The 18,272-nt window shown below is 74.0% G+C and carries 15 protein-coding genes and 1 pseudogene; 7 read left to right on the plus strand and 9 right to left on the minus strand.

What is annotated here, in order from left to right:
• Positions 1–1,493 (minus strand): glycoside hydrolase family 27 protein (locus tag ACFW1A_RS24980; protein WP_380411923.1); only part of this gene is annotated, 1,493 nt, incomplete at its 3' end.
• A gap of 115 nt (positions 1,494–1,608) precedes the next feature.
• Positions 1,609–3,603 carry an Ig domain-containing protein gene (locus ACFW1A_RS24985; RefSeq protein ID WP_380411925.1) on the minus strand — a complete coding sequence of 665 codons (1,995 nt, stop codon included), beginning with the start codon at positions 3,601–3,603 and terminating at the stop codon, positions 1,609–1,611.
• Positions 3,604–3,870: 267 nt separating this feature from the next.
• Between ACFW1A_RS24985 and ACFW1A_RS24990 the strand changes: the two genes are divergently transcribed.
• From ACFW1A_RS24990 to ACFW1A_RS25000, 3 genes are all read left to right on the plus strand, one after another.
• Entirely contained in the window at positions 3,871–4,812 is a 942-nt protein-coding gene (locus ACFW1A_RS24990) for a pseudouridine-5'-phosphate glycosidase (RefSeq protein ID WP_380411928.1), read from the plus strand.
• Positions 4,809–5,702, plus strand: coding sequence for a carbohydrate kinase family protein (locus tag ACFW1A_RS24995; RefSeq protein WP_380411930.1), 894 nt, complete (start codon positions 4,809–4,811; stop codon positions 5,700–5,702). The genes ACFW1A_RS24990 and ACFW1A_RS24995 overlap by 4 nt, the downstream gene beginning before the upstream one ends.
• An 83-nt stretch (positions 5,703–5,785) precedes the next feature.
• Positions 5,786–7,270 carry an amidase gene (locus ACFW1A_RS25000; protein ID WP_380411933.1) on the plus strand — a complete coding sequence of 495 codons (1,485 nt, stop codon included), beginning with the start codon at positions 5,786–5,788 and terminating at the stop codon, positions 7,268–7,270.
• Positions 7,271–7,309: 39 nt separating this feature from the next.
• Here the strand turns inward: ACFW1A_RS25000 and ACFW1A_RS25005 are convergent, their stop codons facing one another.
• Positions 7,310–8,509: an ROK family protein gene (locus ACFW1A_RS25005; RefSeq protein ID WP_380411935.1), complete on the minus strand. Its 1,200-nt coding sequence runs from the start codon at positions 8,507–8,509 to the stop codon at positions 7,310–7,312.
• Between the two features lie 110 nt (positions 8,510–8,619).
• Here ACFW1A_RS25005 and ACFW1A_RS25010 point away from each other — a divergent pair, with 110 nt between their 5' ends.
• Complete coding sequence (locus ACFW1A_RS25010; protein WP_380411938.1) at positions 8,620–9,501, plus strand: AAA family ATPase; 882 nt, start codon at positions 8,620–8,622, stop codon at positions 9,499–9,501.
• Positions 9,498–10,539 (plus strand): annotated as a pseudogene (locus ACFW1A_RS25015) (VWA domain-containing protein). Before ACFW1A_RS25010 ends, ACFW1A_RS25015 begins: the two are co-directional and overlap by 4 nt.
• Before the next feature lie 139 nt (positions 10,540–10,678).
• Here ACFW1A_RS25015 and ACFW1A_RS25020 read toward each other — a convergent pair.
• Positions 10,679–10,834 carry a hypothetical protein gene (locus ACFW1A_RS25020; RefSeq protein WP_380411940.1) on the minus strand — a complete coding sequence of 52 codons (156 nt, stop codon included), beginning with the start codon at positions 10,832–10,834 and terminating at the stop codon, positions 10,679–10,681.
• A 320-nt stretch (positions 10,835–11,154) separates the two neighbouring features.
• Here ACFW1A_RS25020 and ACFW1A_RS25025 point away from each other — a divergent pair, with 320 nt between their 5' ends.
• Positions 11,155–11,556, plus strand: a complete 402-nt coding sequence (locus tag ACFW1A_RS25025; protein ID WP_380411943.1) for a type II toxin-antitoxin system Phd/YefM family antitoxin — start codon at positions 11,155–11,157, stop codon at positions 11,554–11,556.
• Positions 11,553–11,840, plus strand: a complete 288-nt coding sequence (locus tag ACFW1A_RS25030; RefSeq protein ID WP_380411945.1) for a type II toxin-antitoxin system RelE/ParE family toxin — start codon at positions 11,553–11,555, stop codon at positions 11,838–11,840. The genes ACFW1A_RS25025 and ACFW1A_RS25030 overlap by 4 nt, the downstream gene beginning before the upstream one ends.
• Before the next feature lie 4 nt (positions 11,841–11,844).
• Here ACFW1A_RS25030 and ACFW1A_RS25035 read toward each other — a convergent pair whose 3' ends face one another.
• The 5 genes from ACFW1A_RS25035 to ACFW1A_RS25055 form a co-directional block, all read right to left on the minus strand.
• A complete protein-coding gene (locus ACFW1A_RS25035; protein ID WP_380411956.1) occupies positions 11,845–13,113 on the minus strand; it encodes a sugar ABC transporter permease in 1,269 nt (422 codons plus the stop codon).
• 77 nt (positions 13,114–13,190) lie between these two features.
• On the minus strand, positions 13,191–13,976 hold the full coding sequence (locus ACFW1A_RS25040) for an ATP-binding cassette domain-containing protein (protein WP_380411948.1): 786 nt from the start codon (positions 13,974–13,976) through the stop codon (positions 13,191–13,193).
• Positions 13,977–13,992: 16 nt separating this feature from the next.
• Positions 13,993–15,105, minus strand: coding sequence for a sugar ABC transporter substrate-binding protein (locus tag ACFW1A_RS25045; RefSeq protein ID WP_380411950.1), 1,113 nt, complete (start codon positions 15,103–15,105; stop codon positions 13,993–13,995).
• A 139-nt stretch (positions 15,106–15,244) separates the two neighbouring features.
• Positions 15,245–15,517, minus strand: coding sequence for a hypothetical protein (locus ACFW1A_RS25050; RefSeq protein ID WP_380411952.1), 273 nt, complete (start codon positions 15,515–15,517; stop codon positions 15,245–15,247).
• Between the two features lie 66 nt (positions 15,518–15,583).
• Complete coding sequence (locus tag ACFW1A_RS25055) at positions 15,584–17,809, minus strand: AAA family ATPase (protein ID WP_380411954.1); 2,226 nt, start codon at positions 17,807–17,809, stop codon at positions 15,584–15,586.
• Between the last annotated feature and the right edge of the window lie 463 nt (positions 17,810–18,272).

Consider the following 18,272-nt stretch of genomic DNA (forward strand, 5'->3'; position numbering starts at 1 on the left):
GCGGCGGTCAGGCCGAGCTGGGCGAGCGTGGTGCTGGGCATCGCCCAGTTGCCCGGGTCCTGGTTGACCATCAGCACCGCGGTGTCGCCGTTGGCCAGCGGGCGCTGCAGGATCACCGGAGCGGTGGCCGAGGCGGGCGGGTTGCCGACCAGGGTGGCGGGCTGCGCCTTGGTGTCCTGGTCGATCGCGATCACGTCGGGGTTCTTCAGGACGGCCAGCGCCGAGGAGGTGATCCCGGTGGACCAGGTGTAGCCGTTGGCGGTGTGCTGGGAGTCGGCGGCGGCGCGCAGGTCGGCGCCGGAGATCAGCGGGGCGGCCATCATCGACAGGACGGACAGCTCGGTGCGCGACTCGTCGTCGGTGAACGGCTTGTCGCCCTTGTAGGTGTCGGTCACGCCCCAGACGCCGTTCACGTCCTGCCAGCCGGCGAACATCATGTCCATGTCGTTCCAGCTGCCCGGGTGCACGTTGCCCGGGTACTTCAGGGCGGTCTGCAGCTGGCCGTTGTAGAGCACCCCGTCCAGCTCGCTGTCCCGGTCGCCGCCGATCCGGCACAGGTTGGCCACCTGCCCGCACCAGACGCCGGTCGGGTAGTAGCCGGCGGCCTGGTGCGGCTGGACACCGGCCGCCAGGATCTTCGGGTCGGTGCGGGCCGGGTCGTTGGCGCTCAGCAGTTCGGGGATGCCGGTGTGGGCGGGCTGCGCGGAGAGGCTGAGGGTGACCTTGGGCCGGCCCGCGGCGGCGGTCGCCGCGTCGAGGTAGCGCTGGAAGGTCTGGGTGCGGGCGTAGATGGACTCGGTGAGCTCCTTGCCCTCGCCCTGCGGGTAGTAGCTGTACCCGTTGATGGTGATCGTCGGACCGTAGGGGCAGTCGTCGTACTTCACGTAGTCGACGCCCCAGGCGACGAAGTCACTGGCATCGGTGGCCTCGTGACCGAGGCTGCCGGGGTGCCCCTGGCAGGTGGTGTAGGTGTCGGTGGCGTAGAGGCCGAACTTCATGCCCTTGCTGTGCGCGTACCAGGCCAGGTACTGGATCCCGTTCACGGAACGGCCGTTGACGGTCTGCGCGGGGAAGTTGGTCGGATCGGGCGTCAGGTGGCCGCTGGTCGGATCGTTGCCGCCGCCGTCGGTGCCGTCGACCGGGTTGCCGTTGTTGTCGTACAGCTGCATGCCCCAGTTCGCGTTCTTCACGAAGTCCGCGCTCTGCCCGTCCCGGTGGCGCACCGACCAGCCGTCGTCGATGGTGACGGTGTTGTAGCCCGCCGCCACCAGTCCGTTGCCGGACATGAAGTCGATGGTCTGCTTGACCTGCTGCTCGTTGACCTGGGTGCCCAGCGAGTTCCAGGAGTTCCAGCCCATCGGCGGGGTCAGGGCCGTCCCGTTGTCCAGGGCGGCGGCCGGGGTGGCGGTGGCCATGGTCAGGGCACCGAGGCCGGAGGAGGCCAGCGTCAGTGCCGCGAGGGCACTGGCCAGCCGGGTGAGGGAAACGCGCATGGGGGCTCCAAGGGAGAGGCGCGCGGGTGGGGGGAGGGGGTGGCGCGGGGCCGGTCACGCGCGGCCCCGCGCCGTGTGACGCTCCGTCAGGGAGGCGTCGGTCCTACGGGGCCGGTCAGTGCTCGCGCGCCGAGGCGTCGTCGATCAGGAAGGCCGTCTGCGGGGTGGCACCGGTCTCGTGCGAGACCAGCTTCAGGCCGATGGTGGTGCCCCAGCCGACCTGGCCGATGAACGGCGTCAGGTCCACCGACTGGAACTGGTAACCGCTGTTCGCGCCCTGGGTGCTGCTCCAGGTGTGCACCGTGCCGAGCACCTGGCCGGTGTACTGCGAGATGGCCTGCAGCGTCAGGGTGTCCGGGCTGCTGCCCGAGGTGTTGGTCGACTCGGTGTCCAGCCAGAACGAGAAGCTCGCACCCTGGTAGCCCGGGTAGGTGTTCAGGTACGTGGTGATCGAGTCGTCGCTGCTGCTGCCGTCCTGGCCGAGCCAGGCGTACCAGCTGCCGGTCCGGGGGGCGTGCAGGCTGGACGGGGTGATCACGTTGTAGCCCGAGGGGCTCCAGGAGTCGGTCATCACGGTGTGGTCGACGTCCGCCGAGCCGTTCTCGAAGCCCGGGTTGATCAGCTGCTCGATGCCGTTGCAGCCGGTCTGGCCGTTGCTGGTGACGTTCTCCCAGAAGCCGGTGGAGGCGGTGCGCCCGCCGGCGTCGGTGCTGTTCACGGTGATCCGCTGCCAGCCGTTGGTGCCGCTGTTGGAGCCGGAGATGACACCGGAGGCGGGGTCGATGGTCAGGCCCGCCGGCAGGCCGGTGGCGCTGTAGGTGAACGAGGAGCCGGCGCTGTCGGTGGCCACCGCCGGGATGCTGATCCGGCCGGGCGCGTCGGTGTGGTCGCACATCGGCTTCAGGGTCAGCGCCGGGCCGGTGACGACCGGGTCCGAGGACTGGCAGAGGTGGTCGGTGTTGGACCACAGGGTCTGCAGCGGGAAGGAGCCGGTGGAGAGGTTCTCGAAGAACAGGCCGCCGTTGGCGCCGTACGGGATCCAGGCGCACTTGTCGGCGACTTCCTGGCCGGTGGCGTCGGTCCAACCACCCGGGGTGTTCGGGTCGGTGAGCGTCTCGGCGTACTCGTGGCCGCCGATGATGCCGTAGCCGTCGAGGCGGCCGCGGGCGGTGTTCTCACCGAACCAGTTGGTGCCGCAGCCGGCCACGTCGGTCAGGTACGGCATGTTGGTGTAGGCCAGCGAACCGTACTGCGAGCGCTGGAAGTCGTGCCACGCGCAGTAGCCGAGCTCGCGCCACTTGTCCGGGTCGGTGCCCTGCGGCGAGTCGATGATGTACTGCACGTTGCTGTTCTGCGCCTGGGTCAGGTTGCCGAAGTGCTTGGCCGCGGCCAGCGCCTCGGCGCCCAGCTCGGGCTCGGAGGCCGCCTGCGGGGCCGCGGCCGCGTTGTCCACCCAGACGCCGGCCAGCACGCTGCCGGGGGTCGGGTACTGGATGTGCGCGGCGCTCGCCGGGCACTGCACGGCGCCCGCCTGGATGCCCTCGCAGTACTGGGTGAGCACCGCGCTCCAGCCGTCGCCGGAGCTGCCGAGGCCCTTGAAGAAGTCCTGCTGGTAGGGCACGGCCTGGTCGGCGTCCTTGGACATCACCACGTCGCCGTTGGCGTCGGTCGAGGAGGTGCCCCACTGGGACCCCCAGACCACCAGGTAGACCTTGGGCGGCCCGCTGATCACGCCGGTCGACTCCTGGCCGCCCTTGTACGTCATCTGCAGGTCGTACTCGTTGGAGACGTAGCCGTCGCCGTTCTTGCCGGGGTCGGCGCCGTCGGCGAGCTGCGGGCCGTTGCGGCCGGTGGTGCCGGTGGGCGGGGTGCCGGGCTTGGCCAGGCGCTTGCTGGACGGGGCGGTCTTGGGACCGGCCTTCGCCTGGGTGGCGGTGACCGCGGTGGAGCCGGGCAGCGCCTGCGCGGCCTTGGCCCACTTCTGCGTGGGGTGCGGGTCGGCCATCGCCGCGATGGGGCTGGCCAGGCCGGCGGCGGCGAGCACCGACGCCAGGCCGACCAGGACGGTCCGTCGGCTGGTGCGCCACAGACCTGTTCGGTATCTGAGCACGCGTCAATCCCTCTCGGGGTGGGGGTCGGGGGCAGCTGTGGGGGGAGCGCGAGGACCGTGGTCAGCACCGGCGCCGCGGCGAGGTTCAACGGGACTGCCGGCCACCGGGGCCGGTGGCGGTGCCATACGATATTGCACTGAACAAGACGTGGACAAGAGTCAACGCAAGCAATCACTGTGAGCTGAGTGTCTGTGTTTGTTTGTGAGTGATTCACGTCAGATCGACGCATCGGTTTGAAGTGCGCGGTGGGACGCCAGGTATCGGGGATGACTGAGAACGCATTCCTGGCCGATGCCGCCGTCCACTGCACCGACGAGGTCCGCGCCGCGCTGGCGGACGGCGCACCGGTCGTGGCGCTGGAGTCGACCATCCTGGCGCACGGCCTGCCGCGGCCGCGCAACCTGGCGGTCGGCCTCGAACTGGAGCAGGCGGTGCGGGACGGCGGAGCGGTGCCGGCCACCGTCGCGGTGCTGGACGGGGTGGTCCGGATCGGGCTGGACCGCACCGGACTGGAGCGCGTCTGCGACGACCCCGGACTGCGCAAGTTCGGCCACCGCGACCTGGCGCCCGCCCTCGCCACCGGGGCCAGTGGCGCGACCACCGTCTCCGGCACCGCCTTCCTCGCCGCCCGGGCCGGCATCCGGGTCTTCGCCACCGGCGGGCTCGGCGGCGTGCACCGCGACTGGACCAGCACCCAGGACGAGTCGGCCGACCTCGCCCTGCTGGCCCGGACCAGGATCACCGTGGTCTGCGCGGGAGTGAAGTCGATCCTGGACGTGCCGGCCACGCTGCAGCGGCTGGAGACCCTCGGGGTGGGCGTGCTGGGGTACGGCACCGACCTGTTCCCGGGCTTCTACCTGTCCAGCTCGGGCTGCCCGGTGGACTGGACGCTGGACGACCCCGCCGAGGTGGCGGCGGCGATGCGGGCCCAGGACCTGCTGGGCGGGCCGGGGTCGGCGCTGGTGGTGGCCAACCCGGTGCCGGCCGACGAGCAGTTGCACCCGCAGTTGCACGACCGGGTGCTGGCCGAGGGGCTGGCGGCGGCCGACCGGGCCGGGGTCACCGGACAGGCCGTCACCCCGTTCCTGCTCGCCCACCTGACCGAGCACACCGGGGGCGCCTCGCTGGAGGCCAACCTGGCGGCGGTGCGCGGCAACGTCCGGCTCGCCACCCGGATCGCCGGAGCCTGGTCGGCGGTGGCCCGTTGACCGCACTGCTGGTGGTCGGCGACGTGGTCACGGACGTGGTCGCCCGGCCCGCCGGCCCGCTCTCCCCCGGCACCGACACGGCCGCCGCGATCCGCGTGCTGCCGGGCGGCGCGGCGGCCAACCTGGCCTGCTGGGCCGCGCGTTCCGGTGCGGCGGAGGTGCGGCTGCTGGCCCGGGTGGGCGCCGACTCGGCCGACTGGCACCGGGCCGCGCTCACCGCGGCGGGCGTGCGGGCGCACCTGGTGGTGGACCGGGAGACGCCGACCGGGGTGGTGATAGCGGTGGTCGACGAGACCGCCGAGCGCAGCTTCCTGACCGACGGCGGGGCGACGGTCCGGCTCGCGGCGTCCGACTGGGACGACGCCCTGCTGGCCGGTGCGGCGTGGGTGCACCTGTCGGGCTACCTGTTCTTCGGCGCGGCCGGACGCGGGGTGGCCGCACGGGCGTTCGCCGCCGCGCGCGAGCGGGGCATCGGCGTGAGCGTCGACCCGGCGTCAACCGGGTTCCTGCGCGCACTGGGCGTGGACCGCTTCCTCTCCCTGGTGGCCGACGCCGCCCTGCTGCTCCCCAACGAACCCGAGGCCGCCCTGCTGGCGGGCGTCGCCGACCCCGAGCGGGCGGCCCGGCGGCTGAGCACGGACTCCCGCACCGTGGTGGTCACCCTTGGCGCGGCCGGCGCGCTCGCCGCCCGGGGCGGTCGACTCGTCGCCCGGGCAGCGGGATTGCCGACCAGCGCGGTGGACACCACGGGTGCGGGCGACGCCTTCGGCGGCGGCTTCCTGGCGGCCCGGCTGGCGGGGGCGACGGTGCCGCAGGCGCTGGCGGCGGGGTGCCGCACGGGGGCGGCGGCGGTGGCCCGGGTGGGAGCCCGGCCGGCGCCGCCCGACTGACCCCTCCCCTTCGCCGACCCCGCACGTGTACTGTCCGGTAACCGAGTGCCGGCCGGTCACCGGGTTCTGGGGCAGGAGGGTTCGTGGAGTACGCCGAGTACCGGGAGTACGACGCCGTCGGGTTGGCCGAGTTGGTGGCCGGGCGGAAGGTGTCGGCCGGTGAGCTGCTGGAGGTCGCCATCGCCCGGGCCGAGGCGGTGAACGGGAAGCTCAACGCGATCGTCGCGCCGATGTACGAGGTGGCGCGGGAGCGGGCCCGCGGCGAGCTCGGCGGACCGTTCGCCGGGGTGCCGTTCCTGCTCAAGGACCTGCACCAGGAATACGCCGGCGTGCCCACCGGCAGCGGCTGCCGGGCACTCGGCCGGGTGCCGGCCACCGAGCACAGCGCGGTGGTGCGGCGCTGGCTGGACGCCGGCCTGGTGGTGTTCGGCAAGACCAACACCCCCGAGTTCGGCGCCAAGGGCGTCACCGAGCCGGAGGTCAACGGGCCCACCCGCAACCCGTGGGACCTGAGCCGCACCCCGGGCGGGTCCTCCGGCGGGGCGGCGGCTGCGGTGGCCGCCGGGATCCTGCCGGTGGCCGGGGCGAGCGACGGGGGCGGGTCGATCCGGATCCCGGCCGCGGCCTGCGGCCTGGTGGGCCTCAAGCCTGGGCGCGGCCTGGTGCCGGCCGGCCCGCGGTTCGCCGAGTACCTGCACGGTGCCGCCACCGACGGCGTCCTCTCCCGCACCGTCCGGGACAGCGCCGCGATGCTCGACGTGCTCACCGCCGCCCCCGACCCGGGCGGCCCGTTCCTGGCCGCCCGCCCGGAGCTCGGCTACGCGGAGCTGGCCCGGACGGCACCCGGACGGCTGCGGATCGGCTTCACCACCCGCTCGCCGCTCGGTACCGCGGTGGACCCCGAGGCGGTGGCCGCCGTCACCGACGCCGCCGAGTTGCTGGCTTCGCTCGGCCACGAGGTCGAGCCCGCCGAGACCGGCATCGACGAACACCGCCTCGCGTTCGACTTCCTGACCATGTGGTGCACCCAACTCGCGTACACCGTGGCGGAGGTGCGCCGCACGACCGGTGCCGGCCCGGACGGCTTCGAGCTGGACACCCACCTGCTCGCGGCGGCCGGGCGCAAGGTCACGGCGCCCGACTACTACGCCGCGCACGACCGCTGGAACGGCTACAGCCGCGCGCTGGCCGCCTTCCACCGGCGCTACGACCTGCTGCTCACCCCGACCCTGGCCCGCCCGCCGGTGCGGATCGGCGAGCTGGACACGCCCCGCCCGGTCCGCGCCGTCGCCAAGGTGCTGCTGCGCCTGGGCCTGCTCGGCACCCTGGCCGGGACCGGCGCCTGGGAGAAGGCGGTGATCGAGAACCTCGCCGCCACGCCGTTCACCCAGCTCGCCAACATCACCGGCCGACCCGCCGTCAGCCTGCCCACCTACCGCACCGCCCAGGACCTGCCGCTCGGCGTGCAGTTCGTCGGGCCGCTCGGCGGCGAGGGGCTGCTGCTCGCGCTGGCGACCCAACTGGAGCAGGCCAGGCCGTGGCACCGGACCGCCGCGCTGGACGACTGACGCACCGCCGGCCCGGGTGGCCGGGTGACCGGGCCGACGTCAGACCGCTGCCGTCCGGCGCTCGAAGACCTCGGGCCGGGCGATGCCCAGGGCGATCGCCAGCGCCCCGCGCAGCACCGCCTCGTCCCCCAGCGCGCTGGCCGCCAGCCGCGGCCGCAACGGGGTGAGGCGGTGCAGCGCCTCCTCCAGCGGGCCGAGCAGCAGGTCGGCGCCGTGCCCGAGCCCGCCACCCAGCACCACCAGGTCCGGGTCCAGCACCGCCGCCAGCACCGCGACCGGATAGGCGAGTTGCTCGGCCTCGCGGAGCACCGCGGCGGCCGCCCGGGGATCCCCCGCGCGGGCCGCGGCGAAGACCCGCTTGGCGTTCAGCGCCCCGGTCATCCCCTCCGCCCGGGCCGCCCGCACCACCGAGTCGGCGGCCGCCTCCTGCTCCAGGTGGCGGCCGGTCCCGGGCAGCGGCAGGAACCCGATCTCGCCGGCCGCCCCGTGCGCGCCCTGCTGGATCTCGCCGTTCACCACCACGCCGGTGCCCAGGCCGGTGCCGACCAGCAGGTAGGCGAAGACCCGGCTGCCGGTGCCCGCACCGTCCGCGTACTCGCCCAGCGCCGCCAGGTTGGCGTCGTTGTGCACCGAGATCGGGGTGCCCAGCTCCGCCTCGATCCGCTCGAACAGCCCGCGCCGGCCCCACCCGGGCAACTGCACCGCGTAGTGCACCCGCTGTTGCTGCTCGTCCCAGACCCCGGGCGAGCCGATCACCGCGTGCACCACCGCGCCCGGCCCGCCGCCCGCCTCCTCGGTGGCCTCGCGGGCGGCGGCCACCACCGCGTCGGCCACCGCGTCCGCGCTGCGCCCGCGGTTGGGCACGTCCCGGTGGGCCAGGATCCGGCCGGCCAGGTCGGCGACCGCCACCCGCAGCCGGGCCCGGCCGATGTCCACGCCGAGCACCTGACCGGCCGTCGGGTCCGGCTCGTAGAGCACGGCGGTGCGGCCGCGCTCGGGCGCGTGCACCCCGGCCTCGCGGACCAGGCCGGCCTGCTCCAGCACCGCCAGCGCGGCGGACACCGTCGGCTTGGACAGACCGGTGTCCCGGGCCAGTTGGGCGCGCGACTCCGGACCGCCGGTGCGCAGCCGCTCCAGCAGCAGCCACTCGTTGTTGCTGCGCAACCGCTGGCGGTTCCACGGTTGGGCGGCCCCGGACCCCTCGGCCGGAGCCGGAACCGTCACCGGGCGGGAGTCCATCCGTACCTCCGAGCCGTGCTGTCCGTGCTAACCGCACCACTGTATTGGCCGACCCCTGCCGCTGATCACCACCCGGGTACAGTGGCGCCGACGGGGAGGAGTCGGCAGCGATGAGCGACGACACGGGAACGGGCATCTTCGCCTCGGTGGCGGACGTGCGGGAGCGGCTGGCCGAGGTCGGCTACCTGGCTTCGACGGCGGTGGCCACCACGGTCTTCCTGGCCGACCGGTTGGGCAAGCCGCTGCTGGTCGAGGGACCGGCCGGGGTGGGCAAGACCGAGCTGGCCAAGGCGGTGGCCGCGGTGGCCGGCGCACGGCTGGTCCGGCTGCAGTGCTACGAGGGCGTGGACGAGTCCCGGGCGCTGTACGAGTGGAACCACGCCAAGCAGTTGCTGCGGATCACCGCGGGCCGCGAGGAGGGCTGGGAGGCCGCCCGCACCGACGTCTTCAGCGAGGAGTTCCTGCTGCCGCGCCCGCTGCTGACCGCGATCCGCGGCAGCGAGCCCACCGTGCTGCTGGTCGACGAGACCGACAAGGCCGACGTGGAGGTGGAGGGCCTGCTGCTGGAGGTGCTCAGCGACTTCCAGGTCACGGTGCCGGAGCTGGGGACCATCACCGCCGAGCGCCGCCCGTTCGTGGTGCTCACCTCGAACGCCACCCGGGAGCTCTCCGAGGCGCTGCGCCGGCGCTGCCTCTTCCTCCACCTGGACTTCCCCGACGCCGAGTTGGAGGAGCGGATCGTCCGGCTCCGGGTGCCCGGGCTGGACGCCGCGCTGGCCGCCTCGGTGGTCCGGGTGGTCGGCGCGCTGCGGGCGATGGAGCTGCGCAAGCACCCCTCGGTGGCGGAGGCGATCGACTGGGCCCGCACCCTGCTGGCGCTCGGCGCGGACACCCTGGACGAGTCGGTGGTGCGGGAGAGTCTCGGAGTGGTGCTCAAGCACCAGGAGGACATCCGGCGGGCCGCCGAGCAGCTGAGCCTGACCGGCTCGTGACCGCCGGGCTGACGGCGCGGCTGACCGCCTTCGTCCAGGCGCTGCGGGCGCACGGGATCCCGGTCGGCCCCGGCGAGACGGTGGACGCGGCGGCGGTGGCCGAACTGCTCGGCCTGGCCGAGCGGGAGCAGCTGCGCGCGGGCCTGGCGGCGGCGCTGCTGCGCGGGGAGCGGCAGCGGGGCGTCTTCGACGCCGCCTTCGACCTGTACTTCCCACTGCGGGTGGGGGTCCAGGCGGCGGATCGAGGCGTTCCGCGCCCAGGTGGCCACCGAGGCACGGCGCCGGGCCGCGGAGCTGACCGGGACGGACGAGATCGCCCGGCGGGCGGTGGCGCCCAGCGTCGAGCGGACCGACTTCCTGTACGCGAACCAGGCGCAGCTGGCGGAACTGCGGCGCACCGTCCAGCCGTTGGCCCGGCGCCTGGCCACCCGGCTGGCCGCGCGCCGGCGCCGCGCCGCGCGCGGCAGCATCGACCTGCGGCGCACGGTGCGGCGCTCGCTGGGCACCGGCGGCGTCCCGCTGCGCCCGGCGTACCGGCAGCGGCGGCCGCAGCGACCGGAGCTGGTGCTGCTCTGCGACGTGTCCAACTCGGTCTCGGGGTTCAGTGACTTCACCACCCTGCTGGTCCGGGCGCTGCGCGACCAGTTCAGCCGGGTGCGGGTGTTCGCCTTCGTGAACCAGCTGGCCGAGGTGACGGACGGGGGGCTGGACCGGGCCCGGCTGGTCGGGCTGCACGGGTACAGCGACTACGGCACGGCGCTCGGCCAGTTCGCCGACCTGCACCTGACCGCGGTGACCGCGCGCAGCACGGTGCTGATCCTGGGCGACGCGCGGACCAACCGGCGCGACCCGAACCTGGCCGCGCTCGCCCGGATCGCCACCCGGGCCCGACGGATCCACTGGCTCAACCCCGAACCCGTCTCGCTCTGGGACACGGGCGACTCGGCGGTGGCCGCGTACTCCGCACTGGTCCCGATGCACCCGTGCCGCAACGCCGAGCAGCTGGGCCGGTTCGTCGAACGGCTGCTGCCCGCCTGACGGAGTGAAACCCGCCCGCCGCGGCCGCCCGCTCGGTACGGTGGAGGCGCACCGCGGCCCGCCCAGGGGTGCCTCCCTGGACGGGCCCGGACTGGATCGCGCCGATCCCGGGGGCCCGGCCACCATCAGGTGGCCGGGCTCAGTGCTGGTCCCGCCAGTCCTCCAGCCGGATCAGCACCAGAACCACACCGGCGACGGCCTTGACGGTCGGCGCCCACGTGCGGACGGTCCCCTGCGCCCGGCCACCTGCTCGCCGGAGCCTGTCGATCCACTCCTTGCCGCGGTCCCGCTCCATCCGACGGTCCCTCCCTCCACGGGTGGGGACGGCCTGCTGCCGTACCCCCGGGGGGACGGGGTACGGACCTGGAGTCACGGGAGTCACAGCACGAGCACTCTAGGACCTGGCTTCCGGTGGACGAGCGGGTTCCGGGGCGGGAACCGGACAGAAGCCGTGTCCGGGTGGCGAATTGGCCCGAACGGGCACCTCCGCCATGGCCCGCCACCCCCGGGCGGCATGGCCCGGCCCGACCCCCCTCGGCGCAGTGCGCCGGCCGTTGTGTACACACCCGGCGGAACGGCTCCCGGCGCGCCGGTCCGCGCCCTAGCCTGCTGACCATGAGTCAGGAAGAGCTGCCGGTCCGCCAGGCCCGGGCCCGCTTCGCCGACGCGGTCGCGCAGGCCGGAGCCGGCCGGTCCACGGTGATCACCCGGCACGGGCGGCCGGTCGCGGTGCTGCTCGGCATGGAGCAGTGGGAGCACCTGAAGCGACTGCAGACGTTCCGGTTCGAGCGCCTGGTCGAGGACCGCTGGTACGAGCCGCGGCTGCCACTGGTGGCCACCCTGCTCGAGTTCCAGGACCGGGCCGACCTGGCCCGGCGGAAGCGGCAGCGGGAACGCCGGGCCGGGCTCGTCGCCGCCCGCGAACGGCTCGCCGCGCAGCGGGCCGCGGAACCCGCGCGCTCCCTCCAGGCGGTTCTGACCGAGTTCGGCACGGGCAGCAGGAGGTGGGACCGGTGAGGCGCGAGGCCTACGGGGCGTCCGCGGTCTACGAGGTACTGCTGGTCGAGTCGGCCTGCCGTGAGTTGCGGCAGCTCGACCCGGACCGGGCCGTGGAGTTGCTCCACCACCTGAAACCCCTGCGGGACGCCCCGCTGGGGGCCGGCTCCGACCCGCTCTCCGACCTGCCCTCGCCGGGCCCGCTTCGCCACCGCCTGCTCTCGGCGTGCGGCTACGACGTTGTGTACACAGTGGACGACCACCGCCGGCAGGTGGTGGTCGTCCACATCGACACGGCGGTCTGAGGCGCTAGGCCCGCCCCGCCGCCTTCTGGGTACGCCGGGCCAGCGAGTCGATCACGACGGCGGCCAGCAGCACCGCACCGGTGATCATGAACTGGATCGCGTTGCTCAGGCCCTGGATGTTCATGCCCGACTGGATCGAGCCGATCACCAGTGCACCCAGCAGGGCCGACCAGGTCGAGCCGCGGCCGCCGAAGAGGCTGGTGCCGCCGATGACCGCGGCCGCGATCGCGTTCATCAGCAGGTTGCCGCCGCCGGAGGTCTGGCTGGCGGACTGGATCTGCGCGGCCAGGAAGAGGCCGCCGATCGCGGCCATGGTGGAACAGATCATGAAGACCGAGATCCGGATCCACGGCACGTTGATGCCGGCCCGGCGGGCGCCCTCGATGTTGCCGCCGAGGGCGAAGATCTGCCGGCCGTAGCCGGTGCGGCGCAGCACGAAGTCCAGCACCACGATGAAGATCAGGAACACCAGGAGCGCCAGCGGCAGGCCCTTGTACTGGTTGAGCGTGTACGCCGCCAGGTAGGCCACGATCGCCAGCACCACGGTGCGCAGCGCGATGTCGGTGGCCGGCCGGTACGGCACTCCGGCGGCCTTGCGCCGCCGGGTGTCCACCAGGGCGGCGCCCAGGAAGAGCAGCACGGCCACGGTGGCCAGTCCGTAGGCCGCGGCCTGCTGCCCGTAGATGGTGGAGTACAGCCGCGAGACGATGTCCTTGCCGCTCAGGTTGACGGTGCCGCTGGCACCCAGCACCTGCAGCATCAGGCCGTTCCAGCCCAGGTTGCCGGCCAGGGTGACCACGAAGGCGGGCACGCCGACCTTGGCGAAGAAGAAGCCCTGCACCAGGCCGACCGCGGCGCCGCTCAGGATCGCGCTGATCAGCGCGACCCACTGGTTCACCCCGTGGGTCACGTCCAGCACCGCGAAGATCGCCGCGCACAGGCCGCTGACCGAGCCGACCGACAGGTCGATCTCGCCGAGCAGCAGCACGAAGACCACACCGATGGCGATCAGGCCGGTGCCGACGATCTGCTGCGAGAGGTTGGACAGGTTCTGCGCGGAGAGGAAGCTGCTGTTCAGGCTGCCGAAGACGGCCCAGATGACGATCAGCGCCACCACCACCGGCAGCGAGCCGAGCTCACCGCTGCTGACCCGGCGCCGGAACTCGCCCAGGTAGCCGGCGATGCCCCCCTGGCGCACGATCAGCCGGGGGTCCACCGCCGGGGTGGCCTCCGGTGCCACCGGCACCGGGGCGTTCACCCCGCCGGTGGGCATGGAGTCCTCGGGCAGCGGGTGGTGCGTCCTGCCCTCCTCGTACCGGCCCTCCTGCTTGGGGGCCTGCGGGTCGTCGGTCACTGGGAGCCCTCCGTGCCTCGGGCCTGACGACGGGTCACGGCGTTGTCCGTGGCGCCGGTGATGGCCGAGATGATCTCTTCCTGGCTGGTCGACCGCCGCTCGAAGACCCCGTTGTTGCGGCCCAGCCGCAGCACGGCGATGCGGTCCGAGACCGCCATCACGTCGGCCATGTTGTGGCTGATCAGGATCACGCCGAGGCCCTGGTCGCGCAGCCGCTCGACCAGGTCCAGCACCTGCGCGGTCTGCTCGACGCCCAGCGCCGCGGTCGGCTCGTCGAGGATGACCACCTTGGGCGAGCCGATCAGCGAGCGGGCGATGGCCACCACCTGGCGCTGGCCGCCGGAGAGCGAGGCGATCGGGATCCGCACGCTGGGGATCCGGATCGACAGCGTGTCCAGCAGGGTGCGCGAGCGCTTCTCCATCGCGACCTCGTCCAGGACGCCGAAGCGCATCAGCTCCCGGCCGAGGAAGAGGTTGCCCACCACGTCCAGGTTGTCGCAGAGCGCCAGGTCCTGGTAGACCGTGGCCACGCCCAGGTGCTGGGCGTCCTGCGGGCGGTGGATGCTGACCGCGCGGCCCTGCCACTCGATCACCCCGGTGTCCGGTTGGTTCACCCCGGCGATCGTCTTGACCAGCGTCGACTTCCCGGCGCCGTTGTCGCCCACCAGGGCGACCACCTCGCCCGCGTTCACCTCGAGTTCGATGTCGGTCAGCGCCTGGACGGCGCCGAACCGCTTGGAGACCCCGCGCAGGGCCAGGACCGGTTCGGCTGCGGTAGCCACGTCGTCAGCCTCCTCGTCACTGCAGGCCGGCGGCGGTGCAGGCGCTGGCGTAGTCCGGGGTGCAGATCTGGGCGACGGTGTACAGGCCGTCGGCCACCACGGTGGTCTTGATGTTGTCCTTGGTCAGCACGATCGGGGTGATCAGGTTGGACTTCACCGTGGTGTTGCTGCCGCTGGTGGCGGTGGTCGGGGCCACCGAGGCGTTCAGCGCGGTGCCGTTGCCCAGGTCCACCGCCATCGTGGCGGCGGTCTCCGCCTCCGGCTTGTACGGCTTGTAGATGGACATCGTCTGGGTGCCCCCCAGGATCCGCTGCACGGCGTCCAGCTGGGCGTCCTGGCCGGTCAGCGGCACGCTCAGGTTGGCGGCCTTCAGCGCGGTGGCGATACCGGCGGCCATCCCGTCGTTGGCGGAGTAGACGCCCACCACGTTCGGCCCGCCGATCGCGGTGATCGCGGCGCTGGCCTCCTGGTTGGCGTTGTTCGGGTCCCAGTTCGGAGTGTCGTACTCCTTGCCGATCTTCACCTTGCCGTCGAGCTGGCTGTGCGCGCCGGCCTTGAACTGGGCCGCGTTCGGGTCGGTCGGCGAGCCGTTGATCATGATGATCTGTCCACTGCCCGCCTTGGCGCCGACCGCGGCCACCAGGGCCTCGCCCTGCAGCTGGCCGACCTTGTTGTTGTCGAAGGAGACGTAGGCGTCCACCGGGCCCTGGGCCAGCCGGTCGTAGGCGACCACCTTCACGCCGGCGTCGTGCGCCTTCTGCACCGAGGACTGGATCGCCTTGGCGTCCACCGCGTCCAGGATCAGCACCTTGTCGCCCTTGGTGAGCGCGGTGTCGACCTGGGTCTGCTGCTGCGTCGCGTCCTGGTTGGCGTTGTAGTAGTCGACGGTCGCGTTCGGCGCCAGCTCCTTGATCTTGGCCTCGATCAGCGGCTTGTCGAACTGCTCGTACCGGGTGGTCTTCGACTCCGGGAGCAGCAGGCCGATCTTGATCGCGGCGGCCGAGCCGCTGGCGCCGCTCGCGCCACCGCTGCCGCTGCTGGACTGCTTGGCACTGCCGCAGGCGGCGGCGCCCAGGGCGAGGGCAACCACCGCGACCGCCAGGGTGGTGCGGCGCTGAACCGGGTTCATCAGTCGTCTCCTTCAGGCGAGGCCACCCCCGGCTTAGAGTCTGCGAACCCGCGGCCCCCACCACGAGGCGGGCTGCGCCGAACGGGGAAAGCCTCGCCCGTCCGGCGCAGTGCCGTGCTGACCCGGTGTCAGCGCACGGTCAGTCGAGCACGACCTGTTCCGGCGGCGGACCGGGCTGACGCCCCACCAGCTGCGGCTCCGGATCCAGCTCGCCGGTCAGCTCGGCCAGCACCTGGACCGCCCCGGCGATCCGCAGCAGCTGCTGGCGCAGCGCCGCCTCCTGGCGGACCAGCTCCAGCAGCTGCTCCTCCCCCAGCCGGAGCTCCCGGCGCAGCTGGGCCAGCCGCTCGCGCAGCTGCTCGGCCAGCGCCCGGTCGGGCTGCGGTCCGGTCGTCCGCGCCTCTGCGGTCACGGCGTCACTCCCCTCTCGGCGGTCGCGGCCGCGGCCGCCCGGACGCGGCGGGCCCGCTCCGGCGACTCATCGGGGCTCCCGGTCCGCGGCGCCGGCCGGCAACACCTTGCCGAGCTTGCGGTACTCGCGCTCGGCGGCCCGGCGCAGCTGGGCCTCACCGATCGGGCCGCCGGCCGCTGCGGCCAGGTACGCCGCGTGCAGCACGACGTTCCTGATGCCGGCGCCGGACAGCGGGAAGCGGCGGGCGAGTGCGGCGGGGTCCACCTCGGCGGCCGGCGGCGCCCCGGGTGGGAAGCTGCGCCGCCAGATCCGCTCCCGCTCGGCCTCGGCCGGGAACGGGAACTCCACCACGAACTGCAGCCGGCGGGTGAGGGCCTCGTCCAGCTGCCGGCCGAGGTTGCCGGCCAGGACCGCCGGCCCCTCGTACCGCTCCAACCGCCGGAGCAGGCGGGCGATCTCCACGGTGCCGTGGCGGTCGTGCGCGTCGCGCGCCCCGGGGCGCCGGCCGAACAGTGCGTCCACCTCGTCGAAGAAGAGGATCGCGTCCGTCTCGGCGGCGGCGGTGAGGATCCGCTCCAGGGTCTCCTCGGTCTCCCCGAGGTCCGTGCCCACCACCGAGGAGAGGTCGACGGTGAACAGGTCCAGGCCGAGCTCGCCGGCGATCACCTCGGCCGCCAGGGTCTTGCCGGTGCCGGGCGGCCCGGTGAACAGCGCGGTCGGCCCGGTGCCCCGGGAGAACCGGCGGTCGAAGCCCCACTGCGCGAGCACCGTGGGCCGCTGCGCCACCCAGTCGCACACGTCCCGCAGCTGGCCCAGCGGCTCCTCGGGGAGGACGAGGTCGGGCCAGCGGCGCTGCGGCTCGGTCCGGCGGCCCGACGCGGCCGGCGCAGGCCCGCCCTGGGCCCGGGCGGCGGCGAAGAGGTCGGCCCGGGCGAGCTCGGGGGCGGTGGCCGGGCCGCGGAGCCGGGCGGCGGTGAGCGCCGTCAGCACCGCGTCCTCGACCTGCTCCGGGCCGAGGCGGAACCGCTCGGCGACCGCGAGCAGGTCGGCCTCGCCGACCGCGGCGCCCTGGGCCTGCAGCGCGCCGCGCCAGGCGAGCAGGCGGGAGCGGGTGGCCGCCGGGTCGGGGCGCCGGGCGCCGAACGCCACGCTGTGGACACCGAGTGCCTGCGGCGCGAACGGCTCCCACGGGCGGTGCCCGGCCAGCACCACCGCGCCCGGGTGCGCCGCCAGCCGACGGGCCAACCGCCGGGCGGCGACCGCGTGTTCGGGGGCGTGCAGGTGTTCGGTGCCGGTCAGGTGGAGCAGCGCGCCCTGCAACCCGGCCTCGCGCAGCAGCAGCGCGACACTGGTCTCGGGATCGGGGTCGGGGGTCTGCAGCAGCACGTCCAGCTCGGCCACCAGGAGGGGCACGCCCAGTGCGGTGGCCAGCGCCTGGCTGGTGCGCAACCGCCCGGACCCGGGCGCGCCCCGGAAGTACAGGCGGACCGGGTACTGCTCCCAGGCCTCGGCGAGCAGGCGGTGCAGGGCCTGCGTCCGCTCGGCCGGCAGCGCCGACTCCGGACCGGGCGTTCGGCCGACCCTCAGCAGGCGGCAGCAGTGCGTCAGCCGGCGGTCCAGCCCGGCCTGTTCGAGCAGCACGTCGACGATCTGCGGATCGACCCGCAGGCCCCGGGCGAGCAGCGGGCCGCCGCCCGGGCGCTGGTCGGGCAGCAGCTCCAGCAGCCGGTGGCGCAGCAGCGGACCGTCCGGGCCGAAGCCCGCCCGGACCGCCAGCCGCTGGTCGAGGCTGCCGGTGAGCAGGTCGAGGGCGAGGTTGACGGTCGGCCGGCGCAGCGTCATGTCGTCCTGCAGGAAGCCGAAGAGGCGCTCGTACCGCAGGTCGACCTCGGGGGCCAGGGCGAGCAGCACCGTGTCCGACTCGGTGTCGGTGAGCCCGAACTCCGCGCGCAGCCAGCGCCAGCCGGGCTCGGCGGCGGCGATCCCGACCCAGTCGGGGCCGATCGGGGCGGTGTCGGGCGCGGGCTCGGGTGCGGGCGCGGGCGCAGCCTCGGCCGGCACGACGAAGAGCCGCTCGGCCTGCTCGGCCGTCATGTAGAGCCCGCGGAAGGCGTCCGCCTCGGCGCCGAACCTCTCGCGGGCCGCCGCCAGACCGCGGGCGAGCAGCGACTCCAGGCGCTGGAGGGCCGGGCGGGCGGCGGGCGGTTCGACCGCGCGCCCCGGCCCGGGAACGGTCGCGGACGGCTCGCCCGCGGGCACCGCCGCGAGGGAGGGGACCGGGGACTCGGACAATGCGCTCACCTCCGCCGGACAGGGCGCGGCGGTGCCGTCCGCTCCCCGTTGCTGACGCCCGGACACCGGGGCGGACCACCCCGGCCGGACTCGTGATCCGTCCATTAGGAGTATGGAGTATTTGCACGAAGTGTCAATGCGAATTCTGCAGATCCTGCGCACCTTCGGCGAATGTCATCCCGGCGAGTGATATTCGAATTCTCATATTCTTTTCGACTCGTCGGATCCGCGTGCGCCGGGCCGCCCGGCGCCGCCCACCTGGGCCTGCGCCGCACCCGGACCGGCCGGCCGGGCGCCGGCCCCCCTTCCACCTGCCGCCGGACATTCCGTTTCCGGCCGCGGTCGGCGGCCGTGCCGGAATTCCGCCCGCCGGTCCGGAACGGCGCGGGTCCCCCCGCGGCAGTCGGCGCCGACCGTTAGCCGGCGTGGCGCGGCAGGCCCGCGCCCGGCCCCCCATCGCCCC

The sequence above is a fragment of the Kitasatospora sp. NPDC058965 genome (assembly GCF_042741245.1).
In the GTDB taxonomy this organism is placed as follows: Bacteria; Actinomycetota; Actinomycetes; order Streptomycetales; family Streptomycetaceae; genus Kitasatospora.